This window comes from Streptomyces sp. MCA2 (assembly GCF_023544705.1).
Lineage (GTDB): Bacteria > Actinomycetota > Actinomycetes > Streptomycetales > Streptomycetaceae > Streptomyces > Streptomyces decoyicus.
In genome coordinates this window covers 24129-37823 of record NZ_JAMJFM010000001.1, presented here as the reverse complement: position 1 = coordinate 37823, position 13695 = coordinate 24129, and the positions used below count along the sequence as shown (strand labels likewise).

14 protein-coding genes are annotated in these 13695 nt (G+C 68.2%); 11 read left to right on the top strand and 3 right to left on the bottom strand.

The features are described from left to right. Position 1 precedes the first annotated feature (1 nt). The 7 genes from M8I34_RS00200 to M8I34_RS00170 all read left to right on the top strand — a co-directional run bounded on the left by M8I34_RS00200 (position 2) and on the right by M8I34_RS00170 (position 4965). Positions 2-1309, top strand: a complete 1308-nt coding sequence (locus M8I34_RS00200; protein ID WP_250047115.1) for a putative T7SS-secreted protein — start codon at positions 2-4, stop codon at positions 1307-1309. Between the two features lie 21 nt (positions 1310-1330). Further along, the gene (locus M8I34_RS00195) at positions 1331-1714 is read left to right on the top strand and encodes a hypothetical protein (RefSeq protein ID WP_250047114.1); all 384 of its coding nucleotides are present in this window, start codon (positions 1331-1333) and stop codon (positions 1712-1714) included. Beyond that, the gene (locus tag M8I34_RS00190; RefSeq protein WP_250047113.1) at positions 1711-2334 is read left to right on the top strand and encodes a hypothetical protein; all 624 of its coding nucleotides are present in this window, start codon (positions 1711-1713) and stop codon (positions 2332-2334) included. The genes M8I34_RS00195 and M8I34_RS00190 overlap by 4 nt, the downstream gene beginning before the upstream one ends. After that, positions 2331-2981 carry a hypothetical protein gene (locus M8I34_RS00185; protein WP_250047112.1) on the top strand — a complete coding sequence of 217 codons (651 nt, stop codon included), beginning with the start codon at positions 2331-2333 and terminating at the stop codon, positions 2979-2981. Before M8I34_RS00190 ends, M8I34_RS00185 begins: the two co-directional genes overlap by 4 nt. Positions 2982-3020: 39 nt before the next feature. After that, positions 3021-3644 (top strand): hypothetical protein, encoded by a 624-nt coding sequence (locus M8I34_RS00180; RefSeq protein ID WP_250047111.1) that lies wholly within the window; start codon positions 3021-3023, stop codon positions 3642-3644. A gap of 99 nt (positions 3645-3743) precedes the next feature. After that, entirely contained in the window at positions 3744-4415 is a 672-nt protein-coding gene (locus tag M8I34_RS00175) for a hypothetical protein (RefSeq protein WP_250047110.1), read from the top strand. 289 nt (positions 4416-4704) lie between these two features. Next, complete coding sequence (locus M8I34_RS00170; RefSeq protein WP_250047109.1) at positions 4705-4965, top strand: hypothetical protein; 261 nt, start codon at positions 4705-4707, stop codon at positions 4963-4965. A 256-nt stretch (positions 4966-5221) separates the two neighbouring features. Here M8I34_RS00170 and M8I34_RS00165 read toward each other — a convergent pair whose 3' ends face one another. Then, positions 5222-5563 (bottom strand): cupin domain-containing protein, encoded by a 342-nt coding sequence (locus M8I34_RS00165; protein ID WP_250047108.1) that lies wholly within the window; start codon positions 5561-5563, stop codon positions 5222-5224. 105 nt (positions 5564-5668) lie between these two features. On the opposite strand from M8I34_RS00165, the gene M8I34_RS00160 reads away from it, so the two are divergent. Continuing rightward, entirely contained in the window at positions 5669-6625 is a 957-nt protein-coding gene (locus M8I34_RS00160) for a helix-turn-helix domain-containing protein (protein ID WP_250047107.1), read from the top strand. Positions 6626-6886: 261 nt separating this feature from the next. After that, positions 6887-7624 carry a TetR/AcrR family transcriptional regulator gene (locus M8I34_RS00155; RefSeq protein WP_250047106.1) on the top strand — a complete coding sequence of 246 codons (738 nt, stop codon included), beginning with the start codon at positions 6887-6889 and terminating at the stop codon, positions 7622-7624. A 112-nt stretch (positions 7625-7736) separates the two neighbouring features. On the opposite strand, the gene M8I34_RS00150 is transcribed toward M8I34_RS00155, so the two are convergent. Next, the gene (locus M8I34_RS00150) at positions 7737-9197 is read right to left on the bottom strand and encodes an aminopeptidase P family protein (RefSeq protein ID WP_250047105.1); all 1461 of its coding nucleotides are present in this window, start codon (positions 9195-9197) and stop codon (positions 7737-7739) included. A 324-nt stretch (positions 9198-9521) separates the two neighbouring features. Continuing rightward, the gene (locus M8I34_RS00145) at positions 9522-11153 is read right to left on the bottom strand and encodes a PP2C family protein-serine/threonine phosphatase (protein ID WP_250047104.1); all 1632 of its coding nucleotides are present in this window, start codon (positions 11151-11153) and stop codon (positions 9522-9524) included. A 703-nt stretch (positions 11154-11856) separates the two neighbouring features. Here M8I34_RS00145 and M8I34_RS00140 point away from each other — a divergent pair. Then, complete coding sequence (locus M8I34_RS00140; RefSeq protein ID WP_250047103.1) at positions 11857-12567, top strand: bifunctional DNA primase/polymerase; 711 nt, start codon at positions 11857-11859, stop codon at positions 12565-12567. A 428-nt stretch (positions 12568-12995) separates the two neighbouring features. After that, positions 12996-13619 (top strand): hypothetical protein, encoded by a 624-nt coding sequence (locus M8I34_RS00135; RefSeq protein ID WP_250047102.1) that lies wholly within the window; start codon positions 12996-12998, stop codon positions 13617-13619. Positions 13620-13695 lie beyond the last annotated feature (76 nt).

The window sequence follows — 13695 nt, the reverse complement described above, 5'->3', positions numbered from 1 at the left end:
GATGGTATCGGGTAAGGGCAGGCGGCGACCGACCGACTGGCAGCCGCTGGCGGAGACGGATCCGATCCCCGGCGATCCGGAGGACATCCGGGACGAGGTCACCAAGATGAAGAACCTCGCCAAGACCCTCCGCGACCAGGCCCGCATCCTGCGCAAGGCCGAGGACGGCGATGCGCTGCGGGGGAACTATGCCGACAAGATCCGTGAGAAGTCCGGCGAGCTGGACAAGCGTTTCCGTGAGACGGCGGGCCGCTACGAACGTGTGGTCGGTGACCTCGGCAAATGGGCCAACGACCTGGAGGGTTTCCAGGATCGGGCGGACGGGATCCTCCGCCGTGCAAAGCACGCCAACGAGGAACACTCTGCCGATCTGAAGAAGAAGGAAGCCAAGGCGGAGAAGGACGGTGGCGATCCGCCGGACTACGTGGACGACAGTCACCTGGCGACGTATCGCAAGCAGTTGAACGAAGTCACCGCCGACCGGGACGCCGCAGCCGAGAAGTGCGCCAGAAACATCGGCGATGACATCTCAGACGTGCTTGAGGACAGTACGTGGGAGAACTTTGCGGATGGGCTCTCCACAACGCTCGACGTCCTCGGCTATCTCGGGACTGCTATCGCAATCGTCGGCATCTTCTGCACGCCGGCGGGTTGGATTGTGGGGATCGGGCTCGCGATCGGGGTCGCGAGTTTGCTCGGTCACTCACTGCTGGCAATCACTGGCAAGGGTTCATGGACCGACGTGGCGTTTGACGCGATTGGGCTGGTGACGATGGGGCTCGGCGGGAAGGCCCTGACGGGCCTCAAAGCCAGCCGGGCCTTGACCAAGACCGCCTCCAAGGTTGCCGCGAGAACTGGAAAGGCTCGCGAGGTGTTGGAGCGTCAAAAGGGCGTGAAAAACTTCACCGATCGGGTTATAGCCCGCCACGGAGTCAATTCAGAGCGTGGGCAGATGGCGCAGAGGATCAAACTGGGCCAGCGGGACAAGCTCAACGATGAGATGCGTGCAGCGGAGCGAGCGGAGGCTGACGCCCCGATGGCACAGGGGCGGGGACTCGGAGACAAGGAAGCCAAAGACCTTGCCGAGGACGCCAAGCAGATGAGGATTAGGCACAGCGGGAATGAGGTAGTCGAAAACGCTGCTAAGCAGGCCGATGAGGCGTCTAAGAAGTTCAATATGTATTGGCGTACAGGTACGGGGGTCGACGTTGGCGACAAGGCGATGGACATCGGATCAGACGCCATCGGTTTTGACGGCTACGGGGACCTCAAGGACGTCCCGACGATGGAAGTGGGGAGTCAATGGTGAGTAATTTCGGTAATAAGGGAAATGAGGGACGCGATGTCATCTGGAAATAATGAATCCAAGGCCCTGCTTGCAGTTCGAGTGACTGCGCTCGTCCCCTTGCTCTGGCTCTTTCTGGTAGGAGGGGCGCTTAGAAAGGCAGTCGGAAAGGACTGGGTGCCAGTCGAGGTATACATCTGGCCCGTGATGATCGCTCCCGTTGTATTGACTGCGGTGTACGTGAAGTATCGGCGGGTTATCCAGTGCGCCCCCAAGGTGCGGTCGTTGTTTAGGGTCGCTGCGGGACTGTTTATCATCGTGAACGGCGCCATGGTCCTCTATTCCTGGATCGCCGTCATTCCGGCAGCACTGTGTGTGGGAATCCTGCTTGATTTGCTGATCAATAGGTCCGCTGAGGAGGCTCCGTGAGTTCCAACGGGACGGCCGAAGCGCCGCCCATCGGATACACCCTCATCATCCCGCCCGGGTGGGCTCGGATTCCGCTCCGCGAGGGGACGAAAGAGGCCCTGGAGCGGATCTTTTTCACGCATATGGATAAGGTCCCGGATGGTGTGGCGCGCGACGACGCCATGAGCATGCGACTTGAGCTGCGCCGTCAGCTGCAGAAGAGAGCTCGCGCCGCACGGCGTAACGGTGGCCTGGATCTCTACCTGCCGGTGCTGCCGCGTGGCGGCACCCTCGTGGCCGCATCGATCATCGTTTCTGAGCTGCCGATCGGTGGCACCGATAATGCCCTGGTGCTGTCGCGGCTCGCATCCAACACCGCGGGCCCCGGCGTTACCGCTGTGAAACTCGACGGCGTCAAAGCCGTCCGGCGGGAGAGTCGAGTGGCAGCAGACTCCAGTCAGGAGATCGACGTCGACTCGCGCCGGGTCGAATACGTCTTGCCGGTGGCAGGCGACTCAGGAAATTTCCTTGCGATCAGTTTTTCCACTCCAGGGGACGGAGACCTCGACAGCGAACTCACCGATGTGATGGTCGAGCTGTTCGACGCAGTCGTGAGTACGTTCAAGTGGAGGTATGAATGAGCTGGCTCAACATCAAACCCGCGATGCGCCTCGACCCCTTTATCCGCATTCCGCTCGCGTGGCCCGAGCTGGGTCTTGAGGACGTAAAAATTGCGCAGACCCCCCAGGCGTGGGCACGCGCGATTGCCGAGGAGTGGTGGGAAGACTTTGCGGACGAGAAACCGAGGTCTGGCGATGTCGACCTGCTTACCGACGTCCTTGTGATGCACGCGGAAAGGGCGCCCGCCATTAGGCCGGATGCCGAAGTCTTCTTGCACTTGCCGCACCCGAAGGACATTCCCCTTACCGTTTTCGTTGAGTTGGTCGAGGTCGAGGGGGAAGACCGTGACACGGCTCTGCGTGAACTGGCGCAGGCTGATGCGAGCGACGCAATCGAGCTCCCGGTCGCCGAGGACTTCGAATCCCCGCACCTTGGGACCGGTTTGCGCGTGCTGCGCTACGTCCAGGACGAGGGCAGCAACGAGGTGCATGCCGGCCTCCGTTATGCCTGGCGCTACGAGAAGGGCTCGGATGCCGTGGATGTCCTCATCTTTCTGGCTCACCCGGATCCGGGTCGGATCATTCGTGCATCCCTCGACATCGACGAATTCGCCCGCACCATCCGAATCAGCTCGGAAGAGGAAAAGGATGCCTGGGGGGTCGCGTGATCCCGACGCTGCCATGACCATCTTCCGCCGGAGCAGAGCATGAGCACCCCGTACGCACTCGACTTCACGGAGGAACCGGCCCCGGAAGCGTGGATTGCCGTCCCCGTCCTTGAGGGGAGGGGCGCTGGCCGGCAGCGACGGAAGTGGGCGAAGAAGTGTGCTGAGTTGCGCTGGGCCCTTGAGGACGAGGGCCCTCGTGACAAGTCACAGGTGAAACAGCTCGCGCGCATGCTTGAGGGCTTCTCCGAGAGATTTCCGCAGAAGATCCCCATGCACTACCTGTTCCTGTACGCCCCGGATCTCCGCAGGGACCTCGTGCCGTTCTTCGTCTACGCGGCCCGGTCGGAAGGGCCGGTGGAGCAGGTTCTTGACGCGCTGGTGCAACGCAACGAGCCCGGAGCCGCGCAGGATCCCCACATCGAGGACTTCACCACCGACAACCTCGGCAGGGGGCTCCGCTCCATCCGCCATTTCGTGCCGAAGGGCGGCGAAGCTCTCGGCATGTCGGTCAACTACGGCTGGCGCGTCGAGTCTTATGGCATCGACCTGTCCATGCGCACCGTCAGCGACGACCTCGGCTGGGTGTCCGCGAATATTGACGCGTTCGACGCATTCGCTCGCAGCCTGAAGGTGGTGCACCCGAACGACATCGTCGTTGCTTGATGGCAAGGGGTGATGAATCCACCGGATACCTGGGTGGATTCGAGGATTTTGCACGCAACTTATATCCGGCTGATAAGTGGACGGGTAGTTAGGCTGGTAATGGCAGGCGAGGAAGGCAAGTTCGCCGTTGGCGTGGAGGATGCTTCCGAGAAACAAGCCCGGGAAGGCCGATCAGTATTTCTGCGATGGCTGTTGTTCTATCTCGTGTGCTTGGCCGGGATCATCGGGCTCACGTGGTTGGCACCTGTGGTCCCGCTGGATCCGTGGATCAGCAACGAAGCCGCCCCTGCGCTGGGGGGGTTCCTCATCCCGTTCGCCTCGTTTCTGGTACCGGTCTTCTGTATTCGGCGTGTCCCCCACCGGCAGCGGAAGCTGGCATGGCAGCTCCTGCTGCCACTTGTCATCGGCAGCGTGCTGGGTTTTGTGGCACAAGGAGCTGGCGAGGATTCAGCGTTGAAGGAGCGCGGCCGTTGGGGCGAGGCCAAGATCGTCGCGGTAGAGAATGACAAGTCCAACAAGACCCGCAAGTGCACCCTGCGGAAGCCGAATGGGCAGAAGGTCGCGCCGGAACTCAAGGAGGGCGATGGCTGCGAGGACGGGGTAGGGCGAGGTGAAGTGGTGCGGGTCCGGTACGACCCCGAGGGGGTGGCCAGCCCGGACGGTGAGTCCTGGAAGCCGGGGTCCTACGGAGTCGTGATCGCCGTTCTGGGGACGGTCTTTGTGGGGTTTGGCATGTGGGGCAGTATGCGGATGTCCCGGCAGGACCAATGAGTGTGCCGCCGCACGACAATCCCCGCGCGACTCGGTGAGCAGCGTGCCGGGGTGCCGGTGGACCGGCGGCTGCCGCGCATCGCGGGACCTCAAAGACTCCCCAATTATTGAAGTGGGGAGCCAGTGGTGAGCAATTCTACGAATACAGGAAACCTGGGAGGCGGCGTGATGCCATCCGAGATCGGTGCATCCAGGGCCCTGCTTGCAGTTCGCGTGATCACGCTGGCGCCCCTGCTCTGGTTCCTTCTAGGCGGGGGGGGCCATCGGAGAGATTGCAGGAAAGGACTGGATGCCGGTCGAGGCATTCGCCTGGCCCGTGATGATCGCACCCATTGTATTGACTGTCGCCTACGTGACGTATCGACGGGACATCCAGCGCTCGGCGGCTGTACCCGACGTGCGGTGGTTGTATCGGATCGCAGCGGGGCTGTTCATTGTTGCGAACGGCGCAATGATCCTCTACTCCTGGATCGTCGTGATTCCGGCAGCGCTGTGTGTAGCAATCCTACTGGATGTACTGATCAATAAACCCGCTAAGGAGGCTTTGTGAGTTCCGGCGGGACGGCCGAAGCGGCACCTACCGGATACACCCTTGTCATCCCGCCGGGGTGGGCTCGCATTCCACTCCCCGAGGGGACGAAAGAGGGTCTTGAGCAGATCCTTTTCACGGGATCGAGTCCGATGCGGACTTACTGGTGCCCATGCTTCTGCACCGAAGCCTGAGCCATTCTTCGTCGAACGGCTTGGGTAAGGGATGTGTGCTGCTTTCGATGGAAAGACGACGAAGCGGCCCCCACCCCGGACGCCTACCCGTGACGCCCGCTCAGCACCGTGATGCCGAGCATCCGCGCACCCGTCTCGCTGCGCGGCCGGTGCCGGCTGCCCGGGGCGAAGACCACGTACGCGCCGGGGCCGTGGCGCTCCCCACCGTCGATCACCTCCCCGCTCAGCACGAAGTACCGCTCCTCGGCCGCATGCACATCGACCTCGGGCCATTCCGTCCCCGCGGCGAAGTCGATCAGCCATCCCCGGGCATACGGCGTCCCCGGAAGCCTGCGGCGCACGATCCCGGGGACGACTTCCTGTGGTGCCACGTCATCGACGTGGACGACGGTCTTCCCCATGGGCGTGTCGGTGTTCTCACTCATGGGGCCACTGTGCCGCCGTGAGGTCGGCCGAGGCAGAGTCTGAAATGACACCCTCGGGTACATTTCTGCCATGACCATGACTATGACCGTGCTCAGTCCACGCCCGTGACCCGCCACCGGGTGGTGGCTCTGCTCAGCGAGCCGCAGTCGCCCTTCGAGCTCGCCTGCGCCGCCGAGGTGTTCGGCACCGTCCGGCCGGACCTGCCGGTCCACTACGACTTCGCGGTGTGCGCCCGGCGCCCCGGCCCGCTGCGCACCACGGTCGGGCACTCCCTCCTCGTCGAGCACGGTCTGGAGGCGCTCTTGGAGGCGGACACCGTCATCGTCCCCGGGTGGCAACCGCCCGGAACGGCCGTCGAGCCGGACGTCCTTGACGCACTACGGGCCGCGCACGGGCGCGGGGCACGGCTCGCTGCCATCTGCACGGGCGCCTTCGTCCTGGCCTGCGCCGGGCTCCTCGACGGACGCCGCGCCACCACGCACTGGCGCCGCACCGCCCAACTCGCCGCTGCCTTCCCGACGGTGAGCGTGGACGCGGATGTGCTGTACGTCGACCATGGCGATGTGGCCACCAGCGCCGGCACGGGCGCCGGGATCGACCTCTGTCTGCACCTGGTGCGTGCCGACCACGGTGCGGCGTACGCCGCGCAGGTCGCCCGGAGCATGGTGCTGCCACCACACCGCGAGGGCAGCCAGCTCCAGTACGCCGCACACCACGCCGCCTCGTCCACCCGGACGGACGCCTCGCTGGCGCCCCTGCTGGAGTGGGCGGTGTCCCGGCTCGACGCCCGCCTGACGGTCGACCAGCTCGCCGCCCGGGCCGGCGTATCGGAGCGCACGCTCGCGCGCCGGTTCGCCGACCAGCTGGGGACCAGCCCCGGTCAATGGCTGCTCGGACAGCGCCTCGACGCGGCCCGGATTCTGCTGGAGCGGACGGACCTGCCGGTGGACGCCATTGCCACGCGGGTCGGCCTCTCCTCGGCGGTGAATCTGCGGCGCCGGTTCCGCACCGCATTCGGCGCCACACCCGGAACGTACCGGCGCACGTTCGGTGAACCCTGAGAGCCGAGCCGCTGCGACAGTGTCAGGCGGAGGATGTCCACGTATGAGGTGTCAATCCGGGCTCACCTCAGCAGTCGGAAAACTGGCTGGAAATCGCCCTTTGCGGGAGGCGCGCAACGCGGTCTCGCGGTGAGAGAACCTCCCCCGCGGCGTCCCCTGTCCCTGCGAGACCAGCGCGCACCATGATTAACGCGAAGTTGCTCGCGTTAATCTTTCCCGGACAATACTTGGCGTGAACCCGCACTGCAATACGGAGCCGTCGTGACGACAGCGCACCATGTCCCGGGCGAGTCCAGGCCCGGTGGGCGGACCGCCCGCACCCGCCAAGCCGTATTGACCGCCGTCTTCGAGGAGTTGGGCGAAGTCGGCTTCGCCGGGCTGACCATGGAGAGGGTCGCGCAGCGCTCGGGAATTCATGTGGCGACGCTCTACCGTCGCTGGCGCTGCACCGAGGGCCTGGTGTGCGACCTGCTGACCGACCTGAGCTCCGATGTGCCGCTGCCGGACTCCGGCACCCTGCCCGGGGACCTGCGGGCGCTGGCCCTCTCGATAACCGCCTTCTACGGGGAGGCACGGATGAGCCGCCTGATCGAGGCGGTGGTCTCGGCCGCGGCCCGTGACTCCCAGGCGGCGACCGTGCTGCGGACCTTCTTCGGCGAACGGCTCGCGCTGGCCGGCCGGATGGTGCAGCGGGCCGTCGACCGCGGTGAGCTGCCCGCGGACACGGACCCGGAGAAGGTGATGGCGGCGCTCGGCGCGCCCTTCTACTACAGGATCCTGATCGCCCGCCGCCCCGTCGACCAGGACCTCGCCGAGTCCGCCGCCACCGCCGTCTGGGCGGCGGTCCAGGCCGGCGCGTACATGCGGACGGACGGCACACCGGTGAGCCGCTCACCGGTGGACGGCACACCGGTGGACAACGCACCGATGGACAACACACCGGTGAACGCCACACCCGTGAACGACACACCGATGAACGGCACGTCCCCCGGCGGCTGATGCCACCGGGAGACGCAGGCGCGCGCCAACGGGCCCTGTCCACCGGACAGTCCGGTCATCCGTTCATCTGTGGCGGGCGCCGCGCGCCGGGTGGTCCGCCAGGTGCCTGCGGCTACTTGCCGAGCAGCCCCGCCATCCACGCCTCGACCTCGTCCGACCGCCGCGGCAGCCCGGCCGACAGGTTCCGGTTGCCGTCGTCCGTGACGACGATGTCGTCCTCGATCCGGACGCCGATGCCGCGGTACTCCTCCGGCACCGTCAGATCGTCCGCCTGGAAGTACAGACCGGGCTCGACGGTCAGCACCATGCCGGGCTCCAGCGTGCCGTTGACGTAGTGCTCGGTGCGGGCCGCGGCGCAGTCGTGCACGTCGAGACCGAGCATGTGGCCGGTGCCGTGCAGGGTCCAGCGGCGCTGGAGCCCCAGCTCCAGGACCCGCTCGACGGGGCCCTCGACCAGACCCCACTCGACCAGCTTCTCGGTGAGCACCCGCTGCGCCGCGTCGTGGAAGTCGCGGTAGGCCGCGCCCGGCTTGACCGCCGCGATGCCCGCCTCCTGCGCCTCGTACACCGCGTCGTAGATCTTGCGCTGGAGGTCGGTGTACCGGCCGTTGACCGGCAGCGTGCGGGTGACGTCGGCGGTGTAGAGGGTGGTGGTCTCCACGCCGGCGTCCAGGAGGAGCAGATCGCCGGAGCGCACCGCGCCGTTGTTGCGGACCCAGTGCAGGGTGGTGGCGTGCGGCCCCGCGGCGCAGATCGAGCCGTAGCCGACGTCGTTGCCCTCGACGCGGGCGCGCAGGAAGAACGTTCCCTCGATGTAGCGCTCGCTGGTGGCCTCGGCCTTGTCCAGGACCTTCACGACGTCCTCGAAGCCGCGCACCGTCGAGTCGACGGCCTTCTGGAGCTCGCCGATCTCGAACGCGTCCTTCACCGCGCGCGCTTCGGAGAGGTAGACCCGCAGCTCCTCATCGCGCTCGGCGGTGACCTTGTCGGTGAGCGCGGTCTCGATACCGGCGTCATGGCCGCGCACGACGCGGACCGGACCGGTCGCCTCCTTGAGCGCCTCGGCCAGCTCCCGTACGTCCTTGCAGGGGACGCCGAGCAGCGCCTCGGCCTCGTCCAGGCTGTGGCGCCGGCCGACCCACAGCTCGCCCATGCCGTCGAGCCAGAACTCGCCGTTCTCACGGTTGGAGCGGGGCAGCCGGTGGACCGTCGCCTCGTGGCCGTCCTTCGTGGGCTCCAGGACCAGGACGCTGTCGTCGGTCTGGTCGCCGGTGAGGTAGACGTACTCCGTCGAGGCGCGGAAGTCGTACTCGGTGTCGTTGGAGCGGGTCTTCAGGTTGCCCGCCGGGATCACCAGCCGCTCGCCGGGGAAGCGCGCGGACAGTGCGGCGCGGCGGCGGGCGGCGTTCGGGGCCTGCTCGATCGGCTCCAGGTCGCGCAGCTCGGTGTCGGCCCAGCCGCCCTTCATGCTCTCCGCGAGCTCATCCGATACGCCCGGGTAAAGGCCGTTCTTGCGCTGCTTGATCGGCTGCTCGTCCTCGTCCGGGGTCTCCGGCGTGAGCGCGTCGGTCACAATGCCTCCTCTTAAGACTGAACCGCTTTCCATCGTATGTGCGGATCGAAAGCGGTCCAGGGGCAGAAAGATGTGACCTCTCCGGCATTCCGGCCATAGGGCGCATGGCGCCCAGCGCTCCGGACGGGGCATACGGTCCCGGTGCCCGGTGTATGCCCCGGTGCCCGGCGCGCGCCCCGGCGGGCGGCCGCGCGCCCGCCTCACGACACCTGGCGCGCTCAGGCCGTTACTGCCGGCTCGGAGCGAGGCTCGTGCCTGCCGGCCCTGAGCGCGGCCTGCTCCTGCCGGCCCGGAACGCGGGCCGTTCCAGTCGCCCCTGCGCCCCTACCCCTCGAAGTACGCCGCGAGCAGCACCACGTCCTCCTCCGACGATGGATCGTCCAGGCCCTGCGGCAGCATCGTGCGCACGATGTGGTCGACGACCGCCTCCGGATCATGGCGGCTCGCCGCGGGGACGCCCGCGGCGGCCGCGTGCAGCCGGGTGAAGGCACGGTCCATGGGCTCGCCGGTGCGGTGCAGCAGCCCGTCGCTGTAGAGCAGCAGGGTCTCGCCGCCGGCCGGCTCGATCTCCACGCTCGGCGCTTCCCAGCAGGCCAGCATGCCCAGCGGCGCGGACAGCGAGGTCTCCACGAACTCGGTCCGCAGCGCGCCGAGGATCAGCGGCGGGCAGTGGCCGGCTCCGGCCAGGACGAGCTTGCGGGGGAAGGGGTCGGCGATGCCGCCGGGCATCACCGTGCCGGGCGGCGGCTCGGTGAAGGCGAACAGCGCGGTGGCGCTGCGGGCCGGCTCGGTCAGCCGGAGCAGCAGTTCGAGGTCGGAGAGGACCGCGACCGGATCCTCGCCCTCCATGACGGCGTAGGCGCGCAGGGACGCCCGCAGCCGCCCCATGGCCGCCACCGCGCTCGGCCCGGAGCCGGTCACCGAACCGACGGCCAGGCCCAGTGCGCCGTCGGGCAGCGGCAGCGCGTCGTACCAGTCGCCGCCGCCGCGCGGACCGGTGCTGTGCCGCACCGCGAGGCGTACGCCGGGGATCCGTGGCAGCCGCTGCGGCAGCAGCTCCGTATGGAGGGTCCGCAGGGCCTGGCGGCTGCGGTGGAGTTCGAGGAGACGGGCGAGGTGCTCGGCGGCGTGCGCGCGGTAGAGGCCGACGAGGTGGCGCTGCCGTTCGGTGGGCTCGGCCGGTTCGTCGTAGAGCCAGACCGCGGCGCCGGTCCTGCCGAGGGGTTCGGCGGAGAGCGGGACCGCGTAGCTGGCGGCGTACCCGAGCCGGGCGGCGACCTCGCGCAGACGGGGGTCGAGGTCCTTCTCACCGGGGATGTCCGGTTCGGCGATCTCGGTGCAGGGCCCGGCCGGGGCGTCGTCGCGGGGGCCGGGGGTACGGCCCTCACCGCGCGTCCCGTGACGGGTGTCGTCGAGCGGGTCGGTCCGGGCGTCGTCGCCGGGGTCCCGCTCCGGGAGGCCGTCCAGTATCCGCGCGTACGACAGGGCGCGGCGCGGGATGGTCTCGATGTGGCCGATCTCGGCGTGGCCGAGGCCGAGGCCGACGGTGGTCTCCGGGCCGAGGCCGTCGGACGGTGCGAGGACGACCAGACCGCGGCGCGCCCCGACCAGGGAGGCGCCGGCGCGCAGCAGCTCGTGGAGGGCGTCCTTCAGCGTACGGGTGCGCGCGAGCTGTTCGGTCAGGTCGTGCAGGGTGCTGAGGTCGGAGATCCAGCCGGCCAGCCGGTCCTGCACGGCGGCGAGTTGGTCGACGGCGGAGATGTCGGGGGCGGCGCCGGACGCGGAGTCGAGTGCGGTGCCCCGGGGGGCGTCCGCAGGGGGGCCGGACAAGCCGTCTGACGGGGTGTCGGCGGCAGGGTCCGCGGCGGTTTTTGCCACGCGCGGGTCGACAGTGTGCGCGGGGGCGGGAAGAGCTGGTTCGATTCCAGCCACTTTCGGCACGTGCGGGGCGGTCATGGCCGACAGCTATCGTCGCGCCAGGCGTTACCCCAGGTCAGGCCACTATTTGGTAGGGAGTGAGGCATTTTGTTGAGTGATGTTGTGCGGTACGGGTGGCCGCTCAATTTCCTCAATAGCATCGCAAACCCCCATGTCATGCTGCTCCGCTATTAATGCCTCCACATGTACACGCACCAACGATGTGATGTCCAGCATTGTCCCCATGGGGTTTGTGGTGTCAGCGAGGTCTGTGGATTGGCCTGAAAATAGCCCCCCGAGCGTCAATTTAAGGTCGACTGACGGCGATCAGCAGCGCGTCATCACCACAGTGGCGGGTACGTACTCGGAAAGGTGCGGGGTCAGTTGGCGCCGCACCGGAACTCTCCGGCGGGCACTGGCGTCTAACACGCCGACGGCCGCGACGCACTCCCAAGCGGCGGGGGCTGCACCACGGAAGCGCAAGCGCCATACGCACGCCACCCCTCGCCATGTTTCACGCTCGGCTTTCGGCGTGATGCGCTGCCTTGTACACGCGGTGACCAGTGATGATCCACGTGGCGTGATCGGTGCGCGATCGACCCCGGGTTCCACGGCCGGGCCGCAGGACACGCCCCACAACGGCACGAAGCGGCACGGCGCGAAACGATGGTGAACCGGACCTGTAGTGCCATGTAGTGCGATGGACAAAGCCCTCGGCGTTAACGGAAAGGAACGAGCGCTCATGCGCGAGATCCTCGGAAGGCGACGCAAGCTCCTGTTCCGGCGCGGCGGAAGGTCGGCGCAGCTCGGTGCGGCGCTCCATTACGCCACCGAGTGGCAGTGGCCGGTTCTTCCCGGTGTGGGACTCAGGTCCGCCGGCCGGCAGCCGGCCGGCGCCCGGCTCGGCCTCGTCGAGCGGGTCACCCGTCGGTGCAGCTGCCCCGACCCCGACTGTGTGGTGCCCGGCGCGCACCCCTTCGACCCCGGTCTGCTGGCGGCCACCACCGATGCCCGGATGGTGCGCTGGTGGTGGACGAACCGCCCCGATGCCCCGGTCGTGCTGGCCACCGGCGACCGCGCGCCCTGTGCGGTGAGCCTGCCCGCCGTCGCCGGAGCCCGCGCCCTGGCGGCCCTGGACCACTTCGGTGTGCGGCTCGGCCCCGTGGTGGCCACGCCCACCCGCTGGTCGCTGCTCGTATCGCCGTACGGCCTGCCGGAGTTGGGCGAGCTGCTGCACTCCCAGGACTGGGTGCCCAGCTCGCTGCGGTTCCACGGCGAGGGCGGCTATGTGGTGCTCCCACCCTCCCAGATCGGCTCCGGCCGGGTCCGCTGGGAGCGGCCGCCGGCGGTCACCCCTGCCGCGCCCTGGCTGCCGAAGGTGGCCACGATCGTGGACGCACTGGTCACGGCGAGCACCAGCACCCCCGACGGCGGCAGCCGCCTCGCGTACTGACACCCGCGGCTGCCCGCGGCTGCCTGGGGCGCCCACTTCCCGGGCGCCCCGTCCTGTGTGGGCGCCCGCCGCGTGTGGGCGTCCGCCGTGCGTGGGTGCCCGTCGCGCCGGGACGGCCCGTCCTCCGTGGCCGCGCCGTCCTCCGTGAGCGACGGATCGTCTGACGGGTGGACGGGTGGACGGGTGGACGGGTGGACGGGTGCCCGGCATCGGGCGGTCGGGTGGCCCGTCGGGTGATCGGGCCCATGAAGTACCCGGGTGACGGGGGCGGACGAAACACCCCGTGACGGATCACCCGTACGGGTGTGACCTGCCCCGGTCTCTTGGGGAAACGGGTGTCCGGGTGCCCGGGAGCACCCTCGCCGGCGGATAGGTTCGGCCCACTGTCAAGCCGCCGTCAGCGGCATCTTCAATCGCAGGTGGGGCCCATGCAGCGTGCGCAGAAATTCCGCATGATCGGGCTCGCCGGTACGGCGCTGCTCGCCATCGCCGTACCGCTGGGCGCCGCGACGGCCGGGCCGGTCGGCACCTCGGCACCGGAAACGGGGTCCGGGGAGGCAGCCAAGGCCGAAAACAGCTCTACGGCGGAAACGGAAGACACGTCGGAAAACGGCTCCAAGCCGGGCAATCGGGCCGCCACCGGCGCCAAGAGGCCGGCCGGCTCCCCCGTCCGCCCCGGCCTGCCGCACCTCACCGGCCGTACCTCCCGCTGCGGCCCCGAACTCACCGCTCCCCAGGGGATCGAGGCCCAGACCTGCGTGCTCGCCCAGGAGGGCCTGACCTGGGGGCGTACGTACTACCGCAACCGCACCGGCGAGAGGCTGCGCGCCGTACTGACGCTGCTGCGGCCGGACGGCAGGACCGTCCAGGTGAACTGCGAGGTGCCACCGGGCGGGGTGCCGGGCTTGTGCGAGACGCCCACCGCCCCGACCGTGCACCGGGGCCGACTGGTGTACGCCGCGGTCGCGGAGATCGCCGATGCGGCGGGGGAGCGGCTGCTGCTGCGCTCCGGCAGCAACTCGTCCGCGGAAGGCGGCGGTTCGGACCACTGAGGGCGCGGGCGCCGGAGTCGGGAGCCAAGCGGAATGCCTGGTTCCGGACATGGAAGCGCCCGGTCGCTGGCGACGG